The 17,997-nt window shown below is 36.6% G+C and carries 19 protein-coding genes and 1 tRNA gene; 6 read left to right on the top strand and 14 right to left on the bottom strand.

Going from position 1 to position 17,997, the window contains the following annotated elements:
- Positions 1-222 precede the first annotated feature (222 nt).
- On the bottom strand, positions 223-1,050 hold the full coding sequence (locus CW745_RS01360; protein WP_101106593.1) for a transporter substrate-binding domain-containing protein: 828 nt from the start codon (positions 1,048-1,050) through the stop codon (positions 223-225).
- Between the two features lie 428 nt (positions 1,051-1,478).
- On the opposite strand from CW745_RS01360, the gene CW745_RS01355 reads away from it, so the two are divergent.
- Entirely contained in the window at positions 1,479-2,927 is a 1,449-nt protein-coding gene (locus CW745_RS01355; RefSeq protein WP_101106592.1) for a DUF2867 domain-containing protein, read from the top strand.
- A 253-nt stretch (positions 2,928-3,180) separates the two neighbouring features.
- On the opposite strand, the gene CW745_RS01345 is transcribed toward CW745_RS01355, so the two are convergent.
- Entirely contained in the window at positions 3,181-3,714 is a 534-nt protein-coding gene (locus tag CW745_RS01345) for a VC2046/SO_2500 family protein (RefSeq protein ID WP_101106590.1), read from the bottom strand.
- 123 nt (positions 3,715-3,837) lie between these two features.
- Between CW745_RS01345 and CW745_RS01340 the strand changes: the two genes are divergently transcribed.
- The 3 genes from CW745_RS01340 to CW745_RS01330 all read left to right on the top strand — a co-directional run bounded on the left by CW745_RS01340 (position 3,838) and on the right by CW745_RS01330 (position 6,094).
- A tRNA-Tyr gene (locus CW745_RS01340) sits at positions 3,838-3,921 on the top strand.
- 125 nt (positions 3,922-4,046) lie between these two features.
- Positions 4,047-5,681, top strand: coding sequence for a response regulator (locus CW745_RS01335; RefSeq protein ID WP_101106589.1), 1,635 nt, complete (start codon positions 4,047-4,049; stop codon positions 5,679-5,681).
- Positions 5,682-5,833: 152 nt separating this feature from the next.
- Positions 5,834-6,094, top strand: a complete 261-nt coding sequence (locus tag CW745_RS01330) for a pentapeptide repeat-containing protein (RefSeq protein WP_101106588.1) — start codon at positions 5,834-5,836, stop codon at positions 6,092-6,094.
- A gap of 222 nt (positions 6,095-6,316) precedes the next feature.
- Here CW745_RS01330 and CW745_RS01325 read toward each other — a convergent pair whose 3' ends face one another.
- Both CW745_RS01325 and CW745_RS01320 read right to left on the bottom strand, forming a co-directional pair.
- Complete coding sequence (locus tag CW745_RS01325) at positions 6,317-6,775, bottom strand: heavy metal-binding domain-containing protein (RefSeq protein ID WP_101106587.1); 459 nt, start codon at positions 6,773-6,775, stop codon at positions 6,317-6,319.
- Positions 6,776-6,778: 3 nt separating this feature from the next.
- Positions 6,779-7,093 (bottom strand): YbjQ family protein, encoded by a 315-nt coding sequence (locus tag CW745_RS01320; RefSeq protein ID WP_101106586.1) that lies wholly within the window; start codon positions 7,091-7,093, stop codon positions 6,779-6,781.
- A gap of 308 nt (positions 7,094-7,401) precedes the next feature.
- Between CW745_RS01320 and CW745_RS01315 the strand changes: the two genes are divergently transcribed.
- Together CW745_RS01315 and CW745_RS01310 are read left to right on the top strand one after the other, a co-directional pair.
- Positions 7,402-8,697, top strand: coding sequence for a sensor domain-containing diguanylate cyclase (locus tag CW745_RS01315; RefSeq protein ID WP_101106585.1), 1,296 nt, complete (start codon positions 7,402-7,404; stop codon positions 8,695-8,697).
- A 51-nt stretch (positions 8,698-8,748) separates the two neighbouring features.
- Positions 8,749-10,047: a hypothetical protein gene (locus CW745_RS01310; RefSeq protein ID WP_101106584.1), complete on the top strand. Its 1,299-nt coding sequence runs from the start codon at positions 8,749-8,751 to the stop codon at positions 10,045-10,047.
- A gap of 579 nt (positions 10,048-10,626) precedes the next feature.
- Here CW745_RS01310 and CW745_RS01305 read toward each other — a convergent pair.
- The 10 genes from CW745_RS01305 to CW745_RS01260 form a co-directional block, all read right to left on the bottom strand.
- Positions 10,627-10,980, bottom strand: coding sequence for a hypothetical protein (locus CW745_RS01305; RefSeq protein ID WP_101106583.1), 354 nt, complete (start codon positions 10,978-10,980; stop codon positions 10,627-10,629).
- Complete coding sequence (locus tag CW745_RS01300; protein WP_101106582.1) at positions 10,970-11,524, bottom strand: LemA family protein; 555 nt, start codon at positions 11,522-11,524, stop codon at positions 10,970-10,972. The genes CW745_RS01305 and CW745_RS01300 overlap by 11 nt, the downstream gene beginning before the upstream one ends.
- A 3-nt stretch (positions 11,525-11,527) precedes the next feature.
- Positions 11,528-12,160: a hypothetical protein gene (locus CW745_RS01295; RefSeq protein WP_153069730.1), complete on the bottom strand. Its 633-nt coding sequence runs from the start codon at positions 12,158-12,160 to the stop codon at positions 11,528-11,530.
- A 370-nt stretch (positions 12,161-12,530) separates the two neighbouring features.
- Positions 12,531-13,733, bottom strand: a complete 1,203-nt coding sequence (locus tag CW745_RS01290; RefSeq protein ID WP_101106580.1) for a hypothetical protein — start codon at positions 13,731-13,733, stop codon at positions 12,531-12,533.
- An 84-nt stretch (positions 13,734-13,817) separates the two neighbouring features.
- Complete coding sequence (locus CW745_RS01285) at positions 13,818-14,378, bottom strand: hypothetical protein (protein WP_153069729.1); 561 nt, start codon at positions 14,376-14,378, stop codon at positions 13,818-13,820.
- Positions 14,379-14,493: 115 nt separating this feature from the next.
- Complete coding sequence (locus CW745_RS01280) at positions 14,494-15,519, bottom strand: hypothetical protein (protein ID WP_101106578.1); 1,026 nt, start codon at positions 15,517-15,519, stop codon at positions 14,494-14,496.
- Positions 15,500-15,757, bottom strand: coding sequence for a hypothetical protein (locus CW745_RS01275; RefSeq protein ID WP_101106577.1), 258 nt, complete (start codon positions 15,755-15,757; stop codon positions 15,500-15,502). The genes CW745_RS01280 and CW745_RS01275 overlap by 20 nt, the downstream gene beginning before the upstream one ends.
- Positions 15,758-16,019: 262 nt before the next feature.
- Entirely contained in the window at positions 16,020-17,012 is a 993-nt protein-coding gene (locus CW745_RS01270; protein WP_101106576.1) for a transposase, read from the bottom strand.
- 80 nt (positions 17,013-17,092) lie between these two features.
- On the bottom strand, positions 17,093-17,473 hold the full coding sequence (locus CW745_RS01265; RefSeq protein ID WP_153069728.1) for a hypothetical protein: 381 nt from the start codon (positions 17,471-17,473) through the stop codon (positions 17,093-17,095).
- 150 nt (positions 17,474-17,623) lie between these two features.
- Positions 17,624-17,977 (bottom strand): hypothetical protein, encoded by a 354-nt coding sequence (locus CW745_RS01260; RefSeq protein WP_101106574.1) that lies wholly within the window; start codon positions 17,975-17,977, stop codon positions 17,624-17,626.
- Positions 17,978-17,997 lie beyond the last annotated feature (20 nt).

The raw sequence follows: 17,997 nt of genomic DNA, 5'->3' as shown, positions 1-17,997 counted from the left end.
TGATGAACCTAGTGGAAATACTTTCCCGCTTTACGGGAAAGTATTTAATAGATGTTTAAGGTCATACCAATACGCATAAGTATCTAATCTATCTTGTCGATTAAAATAATAGATAACAACGTTGTATACACAACCGTAATAGCGAACGATAATTTAATCATACGCCTTACTTTGTATCATTTTTTTCAACAAGCGCTGACCACAATATTATGCGCAATGATGTTACTTATTATCTCGTAAAGATTGAACCATATCGGAAGCCACTGGCGTACCGAAATGTTTGATATGAAGCTCATTTAAACGGCCATCACGGATTTGGTGAACTAAAAATAGGTTCAAATAATTAATCCAAGCTAACTCGTTTCTTTTAGCAATCAAACCAACCACATCATCATAGTTAGGTACATAAGGACCAGCGACAAAGTTATCAAACTGACCAGAAGTTAATTTCGTTGCAATATTAGTATTAGTTGAAATCAAAGCATCAATTTTACCCTGATATAGCCCTAAGAATGCATCATTCTCTGATTTGAACGAAGTATAATTATCTCTTCCCCACCCCTTTGAATCGGCATACTTAAAGTATTCAGTTTCATAGGTGGTGCCTAATGCTGCGCCAACTTTGACATCTTTTAAATCATCAAAAGAGATCATTTTCACGCCTTTTTTCGATAATACTTGGAATTTGAATACAAAGTAGGGATAGGTAAAGCCAACAGATTTTGCGCGCTCTAATGTATCCGAAGTTGACCCAACTACTACATCGGTTTTCGCAGAGATTAAAGAAGGAATACGATCCCCCCAAGTCAGATTGATTACATTTGATTTAACACCAATTGCTTTCGCTAAATCATTACAGTAATCAACATCAAATCCAGCAGGTTTATTATCTTTATCGGTATATCCCATAGGTGGAAAATCCAATACAACCCCACAGTTTAAAGTACCACGATTTATAACGTCATCCAGTTTATCTGCACTTGCATTTGAGATACTACCTAGGGCAGCAATTGACGCAACAACTAACGAAATCTTTTTTACTAACTTCATACTTTCTCCTTGGGTTACTTACAATCTTGCTAATGTTAACCTGTTATCATCAGCTCTAAAAAATATTTAATAACTGAATTTCAGCCTTATAATTCAATGCTTAATTTATTAATATTTTCAACAGTGTAGCAAAGATAAGCATCTCTTCATGTATTCAAATCACACTTTTAGGAGTTAGTAGTCGATGAAGTTATTTGATCTAGATCAAATTAATATAAGCGTACATAGCACTATTTTTTATTGTATAGTTTATAGCCTACTGTTTATCAAAAGAAAGGTCGGGTCATAAGTCGCTTATTGCAAATAATATCGTTTATCACGCTTTCAACATTTCAAGCCATGATAAAAAACGCTAAGCTTAATCATTAATTTCGTTGTATTGATGATTAAGCAACACAGTGGCCAATAAATACTTCAAGGAATGATCCATGGTTAAACATATTTTAGTGCTCGGTGCATCTGGCTATATCGGTAGTCAGTTAGTCCCTCTATTGGCACAAAAAGGACACCATGTCACTGCTACAGGAAGAAATGTTAAACAACTTGAAAAACAGCCTTGGAGTAAAAATAAAAATATCGATATCATCCAATTGACATTATCCTCCGATACCGATTTGACTGAGACACTGAAAGGAGTGGATGTCGTTTATTTCCTAGTTCATGGCATGAGTCATGGCCATGATTTTGTCAATGTAGAGTTAAACATCGCCAAAAATTTCAGTCAATATTTAAAAAAAAGTACAGTTAAGCAACTTATTTATCTTGGTTCTTTGCAACCTACAAAGGCGCACTCAGAGCATTTTATTGCCCGTAAACAGACCGGCGATATTTTAAGATCAAGCCAAACAACGGTTATCGAATTGAGAGCAGGTATTATTGTTGGTCCTGGCTCAGCGGCCTTTGAAGTGATGCGAGACTTCGTTTTTCACCTCCCTTTACTAATAACCCCTAAATGGATCAACTCGCATAACTCCCCTATTGCACTTGAGAATATTCTTTATTACCTAACTGAATTGTTAAGCTTTACTCCCCAAGAACATCAAATTATGGATGTGGCAGGTCCTAAATTGATGACATATCAGCAACAGATTCAAGTTATTGCAAAATTAACTAAACAAAAAGTCATTATTGTACCGTTATCACTTTTAACACCCAAAATTGCTTCATACTGGTTTAAAATTATTACTTCCGTCCCAACAAATATTGCAAAGGCACTGGTAAGTGGTTTGCAATATGATCTCACCGCGAATGCGAAGCAGTTACAAGATCTAATACCACAAAAATTATTGTCTTTTGAAGAAGCAGTTAGCAACACTTTAAAGAATGAGATCAACATCATTGATACGCAGACATGGGGAGTTGATGGTGATGCTCGATCGCGCTGGCAACCCAGCTATGGGTATTATGCAAAACAAGCAGGTTACACACTAAAAACAGAGATTAGTTCAGCTTCATTATGGCAACAGATTCAATTGATCGGCACAGAGCAAGGCTACTTTTTTGCCAATATTTTGTGGCGAATAAGGGAGCTTATGGATTGTGCAGTCGGGGGAGATGCCTTAAAACGCTACCGTCGTCATCCCAAAACCCTTTCCTTAGGAGATACGATTGATTCATGGAAAGTGATCGCATTAAAAGAACAACACGTATTGTCTTTATTATTAGGAATGAAAGCACCAGGTCTTGGCCGACTTGAATTTATTATTGAAGACAAAGGCGATTATCGGTTACTAGATATACGCGCTTGGTGGCATCCTGCAGGGTTTTCAGGGCTGTTGTATTGGTATGCTTTAATGCCAGCACATCTTTTTATTTTTAAAGGTATGGCCAAAGCGATTCAGAAAAAGTGTCGACATAATAAAACCCAGATTAACTAGGAGTAACTGATGCTTATTTTTTACATCTTATGTGGTTGTTTTGTATTTGCACTATCCGGCTTGATAATGCACTTCAATCGATTAGCAATTTATCGCAGACGAATCATTCGACATTTAGCTCAAGGTAGTGAGCAAAGCCCTTTTGTTCTCTCAGAAAAACAGGAGAAAAAAATAAAGCATTGCTTCAGTATTGGCAAGCCTATTCAGAAGTGTATTGAAGAATTATAGTGTTTAGCGTTAACGTCAATATCTATCAAATATAATTTACTTTTAGCGGTTTTTCACTAAGCTTCAACGCCTCATACTTAGCCATGAGAGCATGATCAACTCCTTTCGCACTAGGTTGCCTCTCTCTCTCCTCTCCTGCGTGCTTTAAACGCGTTTGAGATAAGAATGAAAGGTTATCTGTTATGTCTGGCTCAATATCACTTTTTTGATAACGTGATAAAATAGCCTCGTTGTTAAGCATATATTGCAAACGTACATCGCACAGGGAGCTTCTCTGAATAGCTAAACTTAATTTTTCAGCTTGTTTTAATGAGATACCTTCATTAATCAAGGGTTGCTGGGGAGCTAGATTGAGCGAATCGCGCAGTTCGACTTGGGAAAGTGATGCCTGTGTGGCTTTTGGAATATCAAATTGAGAAAAGTCACGCGCGTCATCCGAAAGCAGGCTCAATAACAGATTAAATTTGTCACGCGTCCCATTAGCTAACGCAACATTTAGTTGCTTACCTAATTGCCACTCGTTTACAACTAACCCTGCTTCTATCTGTTCACTTTTCATTCAAAAACCATCAATTACCCTAGACAATAAAAGTTATCGGCAAGAAACTGATTTTATTTACTGTTTTTTTAAATTTTCTCTTCACAAGCTCCTTTATTCTGATATTATGCATCGCGAAATGACGGAGGGGTTCCCGAGTGGCCAAAGGGAGCAGATTGTAAATCTGCCGCGAAAGCTTCGGTGGTTCGAATCCACCCCCCTCCACCATTCACCTTTCTTAGTTAGACACATCTCAAAAACTTCATCGCACATCAAAATAAACAAACATTAACTTTCCTTTGCGTGATGCTTTAACCTAAACTTTGTGCACCTAATTTATTTAAAGAGCACCAATGTTTAGCTACAAAAATAAACGTATTCTAATCGTCGATGATCAAAAGCCTTTTCATGTCATGCTGAAAACGATGCTCACGAATCAAGGTGCAAAAAACATTAGTTTTGCAGACAGTGCTGAGCATGCTGCTAAACTTGCGCATCGTCGTGAGTTCGATATCTACTTAATCGACTATAACCTTGGCTCAGGAAAAAATGGTTCTCAACTGTTGGACTACCTTCGTTACAACCAATTAATCCCAAGTAGTGCACTGTGTTTTATTATCACTGGTGACAATAATAAAGGCATGGTACTTACCGCCATTGAAAAAGCGCCCGATGACTATTTGATGAAACCTTTCTCGCAAACTCAGCTTTTTAATCGATTAAGCAAAGCTGCCGATAAAAAGTTAGCATTATCGGGAATATTCGAAGCGATTTCAGAAAAAAAATATAAGCATGCAATAACGTTGTGCGAGAGTAAAATTAAGAACGATAAAAAATATCAAAGCGTATGTAAAAGCTTATTAGCCGATATTTTTATTAGCAGCGAAGATTATGAAGCGGCTGAAAAGTTACTTAAAAAGATGGTTGAGAAGCGCCCTTTAGTTCGCGCAAGCATAACATTAGGTAAAGTTTATTGTCTGCAACGTAAATATAGTGAGTCAATTAAGATCTTAAAAGAGGTTATCTTTAATAACCCATTACAAATGGAAGCCTATCAATGGCTTTCCCGCGCTTATAAAGGGGCAGGAGAACTCAGCAAAGCGTTAAACATTTTAACTCATGCGGCAAACATGACTCACCACAGCATTGAAAAACATCAAGAGGTCGCATTACTCGCCAAAGAGATTGATGAGCATAAAGTGATGCTTAATAGCTACCAATCGATTTTACAACTCAGTCGTAACTCGTTTTACCCTGATCCTTGTCACCTTGCGAATTATATTCGCAGTATTCTTAACTATGCGAATGCTCAGGATGAGATGAGCGAAAGGAAAGAGATTTTAAAACAAGTTAATTCAACGCTTTACCAAAGTCGCTTTGAAGAGGGAAGAAACAAAAGTTTTGACTTTAATAGTTTTGATGAAATTTGTCAGGCCAAAGTATTTTTTTCTCAAGGAGAGCCACTTAAAGCGAAACGGCGTATTTTAAATACGCTAGAAAAAAATGAATCTGGCGTTGAAGAGTTAGATAATACTTTTTTATATGAAAGTTTATTTTCACTACTTGATATTGGTGAATTTGAATATGCTGAGCCCTACCTTGAAGAGTTAGAACAACGTGACATTATCGACCCTACTACGCAGGTTGCAATCAGTGAACAAACTGGCGAGATACTTGAGAAACGTATGAATAACTTTAAGGTTCATAATAAACTGGGTATTCAAGCATTTAGTGCAAAAAATTATGAAAGTGCTTTAAACCACTTTAATCAAGCGTTAACACTTGAGCCGTTAAATTCCATCGCATTGTTAAATTGTATTCAAGCACATATACAACTATTAAAACACAGCGGTGAAGATGATCGCCAACAACATATCAATAATTGTCATAACAGCTTCAAACTCCTCAGCAATACGCAATTACCCATTGAGCATGCAAAGCGATATAACGAATTACAAGCAGAATTTAAAGAGATCAGTCGACGTTAATCAACGGAAGATGAACACCGTTCTCTCTTTTCTTTTTTATTCTCGATATCATTATTGAATTAAAAAGATATATTTAGAAGCGCCTTCATTTTTTTGTAATATTAACACTTTACCTTGCTTAGAAATCAATAAGCTATCGCAAGGTTGAAATAATGGATATTCAAAAGATATTAATGGATCATAAATTGTTTTTAAATAGTGCAGGAAAGGCTGGAAAACAGGCAAACTTTAAAGCACAAGAACTCTTTAATACAGACTTTAGCCATGCAGATTTACGTGGTGCAAATTTCACTCGAGCAGATCTCGACGGTGTTAACTTATCTGAAGCGAACCTAACAGGCGCAATATTGAAGGGCGTAGATCTAAGTAGCGCAAATTTAAGTGGCACTAAACTTAACAATGCTCAATTTTAAGTATCATTAGTAAATATTTAAGTAGCTTAGCCACTTCCCCTATTTAGCTACTTCTGGCTATACCAATTCCGCTAATATAGTGATCAAATTCTACGTAGGAAAAAGGAGGTAGCACAAGCCCAAAGTTACAGTAAATAGTTGTTCTATTTGCAAAACTTTTAACGCAGGCATAGCTTCTTTTAACTAGTAAAAATGATCAGTTATTTAATGGATTTGGTATTATCAAGTTGTTGTATCATTAACTGCATAAACAGCGGTTGCGTAAGCAAGTACCTCAACTGAGCCAACCTGTTTACCGTTTCCTTTATAAATAGAAGATGTTTCAATACGCAGATTAATAACCTGTGTTGCATCACGACAAGTTTCTTTGAGGCGTAAAATTGCCTCTCGACGCGCCCTCTCCAATAATGTTTCATAAGCAGTAACATTACCACCAAAGATATAGCGTAATGATGCGAGAAAACGTTTAAAATAATCTACAGAAATAACGGCACTACCACACACTAATTTAGTCTCGATGATGTCGCCAAGTTCCCCAATAGGCCGGTTGCTATTAGTGGTTTTCAAATTAATAAATGACTTCTCACGATTGATGATCGATGTAAAGTGGCGCTTTTCTAAAAACTGTCCGACTAGATAACCTAAACACAATAAAGTAAGTAAAATGATTAAATTAAACATAGCTTACTCCACCATCACCGCAGTCCCATAGATGTATATTTCAGAAGCTCCTGCTGCAACTGAAGAAGTTGAAAAACGGACATTGACCACCGCGTTTGCTCCAAGCTGTGAAGCTTGCTGTTGCATTCTTAACATCGCCTGATCACGCGCTTCACTTAGTAATTCGGTATAACCTTTTAACTCCCCACCAACAATATTTTTTAAACCAGCCATTAAATCACGTCCAACATGCTTTGCCCTGACTGTACTACCTGATACAACGCCATAACAAGCGACTATTTTCTTCCCTGGGATCGTTTCTGTATTCGTAATTATCATCACTATTTCCTTTATGGGTCAATAAATTAACCACTGTATTCATTTTCTAGGAAAAGCAAACTTATTTAATAAGAAAGTGCGGACTTAACCATAGCAATATATATGATGATTTTGTGACCTACGAAATCATCAGAAAAAGATTAAACCCAACCTCAGCACCATATAAAAAGAAACAATAAAATCAGTCATCTACATACAATAAGCAGCAATTACATATGTAAAAGATAATTTATAGACAATTAACCCCTACTATAATCCTGTCTTTTATTTATAATCGACACCACTTTAATAATAATGAGCGAAATAACGTGATTGAAAAGCAAGCAGATATAAAGCACCTACAAGATCGAATACATACTTTAGAGGGCTTGCTGAACGACATTAGTGCTTACATATATACAAAAGATTTACAGGGGCGTTACACCTTTGTTAATCAAATCGTACTCGACTTATTTGATAAGCAGATGCAAGATGTCATTGGTAAAGATGATAGTGACTTCTTTGACACGCAACGTTCCAATCAAGTTTTAAAAAATGATCAGCTAGTTATAAAACAACAAAAAGAGATCACATTCGAAGAAACCAACTACATCAGTTCACTCGAAGAATTTCGTACCTTTAAAACAGTAAAAACACCTTTATTTGATAATAACGGAAAAATAGCGGGTATTTGTGGCGTTTCCTACGATATCACCGAGCAAAAACGCTACGAAGAGATTATCCGTGAACAAAAGCACCTTCTCGATGCGGTATTAGATAACGTTGATGCGCATATTTACATGAAAGACCATACACGCACTTTTAGATATGCAAACCGACATGTTGCAGAAGCATTTGACCTACCGATTGAAAAAATTATTGGGAAAAAAGACAGCGACATTATCCCTCAAGATATTGCAGATGCATTTTGGGAGTCAGATAGACAAGTACTCGCCTCGCAGAAGAAGCATGTTTGCGAAGAAATTTTTACCGATAAAGAAAACAATAATTATCGCTTCCATAGCGTAAAAATGCCCTACCATATCAATGATAAAACGCCGGCAGTAATTGGCTTTTCCACAGATATAACACAGCTCTATCAACTTAAAGAAGAGCTACAAATACAAGCCAACACCGATTCTTTGACACAGTTAAATAATCGCCGGTTTTTTATAAAGTGTGCCGATAAAGAATACCAACGCAGTGTGCGCCATAATTTAACCATGAGTGTTATCACCCTTGATATTGATAACTTTAAAGATATTAACGATAACTTTGGTCACCCCACCGGAGATGCTGTACTTATCGCACTGAGTAATAACCTCGCAAAAGCCGTTCGCGCCGAAGACACGCTATCCCGAACAGGTGGAGAGGAGTTTTCAATACTCTTACCCGATACCAATTTAGAACAAGCACACCAACTTGCTGAGCGAATCCGAGAATCGCAAGAAAAACTAAGCATAAATACTGACAAAGCAGGAGATATTCGAGTAACAATCAGTATTGGCCTCGCAACACGTAAAAATAGCGACAAAGGTTTTGATGCTTTATTTTCGAGGGCAGACAATGCCCTATACCATGCTAAAAAACTTGGAAAAAATACAGTGTGGAGCGCTAATGATTAAACATAAAATGGCATATATTGTTTCAGTTAATAATTACCCTGGACGTTTGCAATGATAAAAAAGTCGTTAGTCGTTTTTTTTACAATCATATCAATACTGTTATGTGCAATTTTGTTTCTGCAAATAGATAACGAAGTAGACCCCAATTTACAGCGAATTTTAGACAGTGAACATAAAACAGACAATGAGGCTTATTTTTTTCTTTTAGGCTTTATGGCAGGACCAATGGAAGATCCGGTATCCACAGGAAAAAAATACTTTGCAGATATTGAGCAACAACAAAGAGAAAATTTAAAGCGACCAGTAAGTGAACAGTTTTTAGAATTCAATGTAGATCCTGGCCTACCAGAATTAAAGGGCTCTCTTTTATGTCGTTATAGTGAAGAAAATTGCCTGGCAACTATTTTTAACGCGATAGAATCAATACCTGCATTAATTACAAAACACCAAATATATATGCAAAGATTTGATAAATTTACTGATTACCAAGACTTTCAAACCTTAACAGAAGCTTCAATATTAGAGCCCCTCCTTGATTACTCCCCTATCATCAACACAGTTAGATTACTCTCGCTAAAGCAGATTTATCGTGCAGCATCCGGCGAAACAAAAGAATCAATTAATGCATTGCTCTATACTCATGATCAAATACGTAAGCAATTAACACTTCAGGATACTATTATTGGTAAATTAATTTTCCTAAATTTACTCTCTGAAAATATTGATCTCATCTACCTCATTAGTCGCAATCACAACGAAATTCTGACAACAGAGATACAGCCACTAAACACCAAGGAAAGGAGTTTATTAGCTCCTTTAAACCGAGAAATAAAGATGATGAACAACCTGTATCAATCTTTAGATAAAGCGCCAGATATATTTCATAAGGTTGGAGAAACTAACGGGTTTCGGTTTCCAACTTGGTTAACCCGCGCTCTGTTTAAGCCAAATATGAGTAGCAATGAAAGCTATAAACCACTCCATTATTATGCGAAGCTGTCAGAAGCAAATATTACGCGCTTTAGCGAACAACTTTTAACTCAAAGTGACTACCCCACACTTGCAATGCATCATTTTAGAAACTGGATTGGTACTGTACTTACACAAATGGCTACCACTGATTATTCAAAAATAATTGCTCGCTTTTGGAGTATTAATAATAAAATTCGACTTTTTAATACCAATATTTGCAAGCCAAGTATGAAACATAGCTTTGATCAAGCAACAAACCTATTTCCTTCACTTAAACATGAAAAAGCATACTTAAGAGAAAATGAAACACAGGTGTGTCTGAATAGCCCTAACAACGATGTAATGCAATATGATTGCTTACAAATTAAGATAAATTAAACTCTGCTGCTTATACCAATCGAATTAAGTATGTGATCTAGATTTTGCGCAGAAAAAATTACTTAACTCAAGGCGAAATTTGACATAAAAAATTGTTCCATTTACGAAAATTTAAACGAAGAAGTAAATTGCTTTAACCAGTAAAATATATTTTCTTTGGTCTTAGTAGTAAGGAACGCTATCATCGCATAGACACGCGCACAAATAGGAAATACATTAAGTACATAAATATTTCATCAAGCCCCCATTGGCCTCGATATTACAAACCTAGTCCAGTTTACTGATACAAACTATACAAAAATTTCGACGAACACAGCCGTCAAACACTGTCAAAAAGAACGATTTTGAAAGGGAATCTAATGGGTCTTGTAGTATGGCTTTAAGCTTTAAGCTTTAAGCTTTAAGCTTTAAACTAAAACATACCCTATAAAAAAGGCCTAATTTCAGATTCGTCAAAAAGAAGCGAATACCCACGATTGTTTATAACTCGGATGGTAATTTAATATCCTAGTTAATTTCACTTCAGCCCAGATAATGATCCTATGACTTGATTTTGCTCGGCATGACAACTCGTCGCTCTTAAGGCTCTTTACTGCTGTCGAGCATATATTTTTCTAATAGATTAAGGTTCAGTAAGCAATAGACAAGCATTAATGGGTAAATAAGTATGATCATGGTGACTATTTTAATTGCTTCAATATCCAGTCCGTTGAAAACGGCCGTGAAGATAGAAGCGGTTGGCCAGGTTAATAATACGGGTGCGATAATCAAAATATACGCTTTGGTTTTATGCTGGTATGGTTTCATTAGCATCCCTAGTAACGCGGCTAATATCAAGATACCAAAGCAACAGAAAAAAATAAGAAAAATATCCAAGTCTTGAATATTCAGAAAATTTTCTACGTAAGTCGGGATTGCAAAGCTAAATTCCATCGTATTGTTTCTCTTTCTCGCTGACAATTAATAAGGATTTAGCTTGATAGCTCATCATTTTCGCCAAAAAGAGATCCGGGAATTGGTGAATGCCAATATTAAATAGATTAATACTTTCATTAAAAAACTCCCTGCGGTCGCTAATAATATCTTCTAACTTCGATACCCGGTTTTGTAATGACAAGAAAGAGTCACTGGATTTAAGCTCTGGGTAGTTTTCTGCCACTGCTAATACATTGCCAAGCAGGGACGTCATCTCATTATGCATGCTCACTTTTTCTGTCTGGTTTTTAGTGCGTTGGCAACTTACCCTAAGTTGCGTGAGCTTTTCTAAAGTGTTTTTTTCATATTCTATGTGTTTATTAAGGACTTTGACTAGGTTAGGAATCTCGTCGGCACGTTGCATTAATACCACATCGATATTGGCAAAGGCTTTGTCGGTATTAAAGTTAAGCATCACTAATCGATTGTATGTGTCTATAAAGTATTTACAGACAAAAAGACCTAATATGATGAGTGTGACTACAATGACGATATCAGTCATAAATTACCCCAATAGATGATTAAAGTTATAAAAAACAACGCCGTTTTCGATGGATACGTCACTCAGTACTATCGCAATGGCAAGCAAACAGCATAGACCTCCGAAAACATACAGACTATTTAACAAAGGTTTAAACGTGTTCCATTTAGAGATGGATGAAGCATGGCTTAAGTTAAAGACATTGTTGTGTGTATCTTTTTCCATGATAAGCGTGCCATTTTGACTGCGTACGTTACCAATTAATAACACTTCATCGCCGGGCATGAGTACTTGCTGCTTATAATGTAGATCACCTGATTGATATGAGCCTTTCTCTGGTAGCCAAACGAAATTCAGCTCTTCGTTGCTAATGTCCACTTTGCCAGTAGCATCTTCGATAAAAAAGGGGGAAATTTGGGTTTCTGTATCGATCACCTTAAATGTTGATTTACCATCGCTATCTTTCGTTTCACGCCTGACAGAGTAATGGTAAGCAATACACTGGTAATTACCGATTTTGGCTTTAATTAACTTCGCGCTTTTTGTTTTCCCTTGTATTTCAGCAAGTCCAACCGCCAATGATCGGATAGTTGAAGTGGGTAATGCAGCCTGTAATTTTAAAAAGTTGCTTTTGGTTGATGGCTTAAACACATTCATTAATATGATACCAACAATAAAAATAAAGAAAAAAGCAAAGGTGTGAGCAAAAAATGCATAGGCAAGCACAGGGAAAGCCAAAAATTTGAAAATTTTCACGAATAAAGAGTTTTTAGCAAACATAAAAGAACCAGTAGAAAATAAATAATCATGCATTTATAAAAAAGAAACACTTATTTTTGAATTAAACTAAGATAGCGTAAATTGCAAAGGATATATAGCAGTTTAATCAGCAGGATTCAGAATATGAAAGATAGGATACATAAACCTTAAAACGATCAAAAATAGAGATATAATTAAAGGTTCGTCAAAAAGTTCGGGTGTCTTCGATTATTTTTTGAAACAGAGAGTTGCCAAAATGACTCAAGGATTATTTGGCATTTTTCATTTTTCGCTTAGTACTAAAATGGCTCCAAACAAGCCAAATAACGACCCCAACAGGGAAGCTGAAAAATATGATAAAAAAGTTAATATTAATGAGGATATAACTAAAACCTAATAATAAGGCAATACTACCAATCCTAATGAACAGCTCAGATAATTTATACTTATACGCTATAAACGAAAATACTAAGGAGCCTAATACTAAGAAGCTGAAAACCCAGTAATAGGTATTTTTTGATACTTTGACTTCGCTTTTTAAATGTTCGAATTGGCTCATATCAAGGCGGATATATTTAGTACGTACATGATTTTCAATAATAGGGATGATTTGTGCGGGGATGAGTGTGCCTTGTGCCTTTATTTCATCACGAAGTTGTACTTTAAATAGCTCAGAGGGTGTCCAAGAAACAATTTCAACCCAATTTATGTGAGGATAATTGGTACTGCCAACAACAACAATAACGTCATTTTTATTTCCTCGAAGCCACGATTTCTCCAAGGAGCGAGCATAGCTGGCATCATCGGTGTTAACCATCAACATCAGCACATTGACTTGTTTTTCTGGCCCTAATTTTTTTAGCGACTCTGCAAGCAAGTTATTCCATTCACCTAAATCAGGTACAGATACCTCCATCGCAAGTGCATGGTTAAAACGGTAGTTGTTATAGATTTCTATTGGATACGACGGTATGAGATGCTTAAAACGAGTTTCAACAACGAAGTGCTTATCATTGAACAACGAAGATTCCGCGCCCTGTAAATAGTTCTCATATAAACCAACTCGAGAAACTGGCTCTGATGCATAAGCATTGACCCAGTCCTCTGGTGGGGTTGTGCCCTGACGGTCTACCCGAGAAATAGTGATATCACCCACTGTTGTTTTTAGTTTCCAATCAATATCGTGACTGTGTTCAAAACAGGTACATGTTTCAGTTGACGTGCTACCGTTACATTCGCAATTGTAACTATGCCCACAGTCTACATTGATACGTACTTTTTCTATCACTTCGCCATTTAAAATCTCTTCATCAATGATTTTACTAAAGATATTATAATGAAATACAAGATAGGCAGATAAGGTAATGAGCACAACACCAACGCCAACTTCAAAAAAGGTGATGCGTTTTGGAAACCAATATTTAACCAGTAATAATAATGCGACGGGGATAAAAAAAATGATAAATTCCATTGTGTTCCATTATTATAATTAAGAAAAAGTACCAATAAGCAATTGGCTATCATCGTTAGTAAATATTGCCAGTTACCATTAAAATTAAAGTTTGATCGCTTTTGCTTTTTTTTCACTAAATTGCTGTTGAGTTTGCTCATCAACCAAAATTTCGTATTTAGACCAAGTAAATTCTTTCGATGGAAAACCAGCGATATTCATCATAAATCCAGTCCAAACTGTACCGGTTACTCTTTTATAGCTTCTGGTTAAGTCGAGTAATTTTTTCTGCTCATTTTGAAATTCATTGCGGCCCGCTTCAATCATTTGTTGGAGTTGCAAATATAATTGATGTGGCAATTCGATGGCATGCTCCTGAAACCACTGCATAGTTGCTTTGCTACCTTGTTGACCGTACCTGCCGGTCATACTGGCTTGAATAGTTTTAATAAAGTCGTCACGGTAGATATCTGGTACCTGAACCGCTTCTTGTATTTTAAGGTTGTATTGACTTAGTGTATTTCGGTTATGATTCCATTGCGCATCGATACGCGTTTCGTAATCAACGGCCATATCGTGTGCGCTTATATATTCAAAATAGAGTGAAGCAAATAATGCGAGAATCACAAGAGTAATGTAGGTCGACTTGGGAATTGTTCTTTTCATAGTTTTCACAACGGGGATTAATTAAGTGCTAAGCATTAACGATTAGTATATTAAAAATAAACATTAGCCCAATTTCAACTGCTGGGCTAATGTGATTAAATGGTCGGTAAATGAACTAGCGCGAGATGATCCACTTACCATCTTTTTTGTAGAACCAGATAGGGTATTTTGAAAACAGTGAGTGCTCTTCATTTTCGAAATAAATCATTTGTGGCGAGCCAATACGAATCAGTTTTTTATCGTCGCTGATAGCTGGTTGTGCATATTCAGTGTTATGAAGTTTTAAAACATAATTTTTATCATCGAAATCACTTTTAAACGCTTTTTTCAGCATTTCATCATAAGTACCCTCTGGATAATACAAGGCAATATCATATTCTTTATTACGCTCAACAAATAAAGGTAAAATCTTATCAAAGTCTTCGGTTTTTAATAACGTAAACAGTTTCTCATGCTCTTTGTATAGAGAGTTAAGCAAAGTCTTATCATAATGTTCGACATTATCAGTAAAAGCAGACCAAAGCGTTGGAAAGTCTAATATATCTGCTTTAAAAAATCCCCATTCAGGGAATGGCGTTACTAACTCAATATCTTGGTAAATATGGTATGCGGTAGGCTCAATTTTTGATGGTTCTATTTTTGGGGGGTGTACTAATACATCACCATTTTCAGCAGCCAAAAACTCATTCGTTGAATCTAGCTTTACAGCTGGCATACTAGCTTGAATCGCTTGCTCTGGATTTTTTTTAATCGCAAAATCGCTGGCTTTAAACGTCACTTGGCTGATCATTTTTTTTTGTGATTCAGGCGCCTCATCTTGATTAACGTATAAACTGATGGTAATTTTCGCTGCCTCAAACTCTTCAGGGGTATAAGTATATAGCTCAAAACCCACGCGATTTCTTCCCGTGCGCATATATTGATTCACCACTTGCTCAAAATTAAGTGCGTGACCTTCAAAGTCTTCTTCTAACAATATGCCATTTATTTTGGCTTGATAAAGAGCCCCTTTAGCTTCAATACGGTAGGTGAAATAGGGTTTTTTAGTGAGCATAGAGTCCTCTGCTTGCGTATAGGTCGTGAATAAAAGAGTTAATATAATAGCACTAATTAGTGCTAATTTAAGACGTAAAGTATTCATTTAAGGGTACCGCTTGTGGATTTTCAGGGGTTTTACCAGGGGCAATTAATACCCACTGATTTTTTAAATCTTTTTGTGAGAAGGTATTTTGAATTGCTCTTGGTTTCGGTTTAGCGCCTGGTCTTCCAGCTCCTTTAGAAGGCCCTTGATCATTATTATCTTTAGCTCCAACACCAGCCGATTTATATGACGCAGTAATAATCGCCAATCCATTCCACTCAAAAGCACCATCCACCATCAACTGCTCATTTTGTTTGGTGATATCAAAAAAAAAGAAAAAAAAGAATGGGACATCCCAATACTATTTTTCATATTGTATACGCCACGTTCAGCAAGTAAGTTACTGCATAAATCATCAAACAGAGCTCCCTTGTATCACCAAAATGACGAAAAAGAATACTAACAAGGATAGTTCAGAAAATTAACTGCAATATACTGATTTTAAAGCACGTTAAACATCAGCAGATAAGCTAATAGTTGAATTTGTAGAAGGGAATTATTTAGTGGTAGATTCGTCGCAATCTATTCTTTCCGGATATCCATTGTTTGCCCGTATGCTCCGCAAACAAGGCTAACTCTTCTAGTGAGCCAACGGCACCGTGGTAGGTTTTACCAAAATCACTTGCTAAACCAAGCCATGTTTCATCATCTAAGCCAAGCGTATTTAGCAAAGCAGGAGTTTGCCCTGTGATAACACCACGCTTGCCCTCTCGTATCATTCGCCCACTCCAATCAACCAATTCAAGATAATCAATCAGCGTGAAGTTAATACCAGCCGGCTGATGTTGATGCTCTGCACCAATAAACTTAACTAATGGTTTACCGCTCTTCTCCGCTTGGTTATCACCATAATGTGTTTTGTTGTGGATGCGCTCAAATACTGAGGTAAACTCAGAGCTTTCAACACTGGACGCCATCTTGGCACGAATAGGGTTTAAATCCACATAAGCCATACAAGTCAGCAACGCGTTTTCATCAAGTAAGGCTTGGGACTTAAATCGCCCCTCCCAAAAGCGCCCTTTACACTTATCTTCTTTATTCGCTTTGACTGCAATAAACTCGTTCAAACAACGCATAAACCAAGAGATACTTGATAGTCTCTTACGCCACTTCGCAATAATATCTAACGCAGTTTCATTTTCAATATCTGACGTTAACTTTCCTTTCTGCCAACGCTGTACCAGGTGAGAGGCAGAGTATATCTTGCACCAGCGTTCGCAGATTTCACTGTCAGAACAGTTAGCGAGTGCATCCTCGTTAACAAACAATACCAAGTGATAATGGTTAGACATAATCGCATAGGCACACACCTCAATTGGAAATACATCAGTTAAGTATTTCACTCTATCAATCACCCATTGGCGCCGATGCTCGAAACTTTGCCCTGTATATTTATCTTGCCCACACAAGAACGCACGGCGAACACAGCGGGAAATACAATGGTAATAAGGGGTATCAGAAAGGGATATTAATGAATCGCGAGATTGAGTCATGAAGCCTCCAACAACAAACACTGTATATTAAAACATAGGTTGTTACTGGAGATTCGTCAAAAAGCTTCGGGTGTCCTCAATTACTTTTGCAGCATAACAAGCATTGGCCAACTATAAAAAAATAAGAATTCATGAGATAACTCGGCAACTGGCACGCTTTGTTCTATTTTTCCAAGGCTATCTGCAAACTGAATTTGGCGATAAATTTGCTCAAATGAAAAAGCATAACTGGGAAAGTTAAAATCGCCTTGTTGAGAACTAAAATCAGGAGAGATAAAACGAGGAGTGCCTTGGAAGTCACCTATGTAAATCATACTTTTTATTTCATGGTTAAAATAGAGCATTGCATAGTCGACAAAGATGGCACATCCCATCCAAAGTATTCCTAAGATGATGATAGACGCAACAATGCCGAGTAGCTTCTCATCGTATTTCAATGTCCACCATATTATTATCTTCACCGGATTGGCTCGGTGAAGTAGTAGAATTGCAACAACGAAAAAAAGGACTAAGTGCGTAGTGTAAAAATTTTCAGAGAGATGAGCCATAGCGTCTAATACGTAGCTTAAAAGTTTAGGAATGGTAAATTAAATAAAGAGTTGACAGTCTGCTTACTCAAAATTGTCTAAATACTCTTGATGAGCACGTTTTAACATGACGGCTCTAATACCTTCATGGGTATTAATGTCTTCGATGATTGTAAGTGCCCAGCTAGGGTCATCACAGCGCTCAAAGTTTTCTCCATGCATTGCTAGCAGCTCTAAAATATTCTCAACATTCTCTTTTTCGTGAATATTTAGCGCAGCTAAATAATCAATCTGTTTACTGACCCAAATTTGTAGCTGTTTGGAACTATAAAACTGGAAAAAGGGTAAACCTTTTAAAGCATTGCTCAATGTAGCAGAAATAAGTGATTGCTTGTCTTGCATCATGACACTAATTTGTTCTTGACGAATAGTAAGCATAATAACCTTCTGAAAGTAAA

This window comes from Psychromonas sp. psych-6C06 (genome assembly GCF_002835465.1).
In the GTDB taxonomy this organism is placed as follows: Bacteria; Pseudomonadota; Gammaproteobacteria; order Enterobacterales; family Psychromonadaceae; genus Psychromonas.
This window is presented reverse-complemented; position numbering and strand designations above follow the sequence as displayed.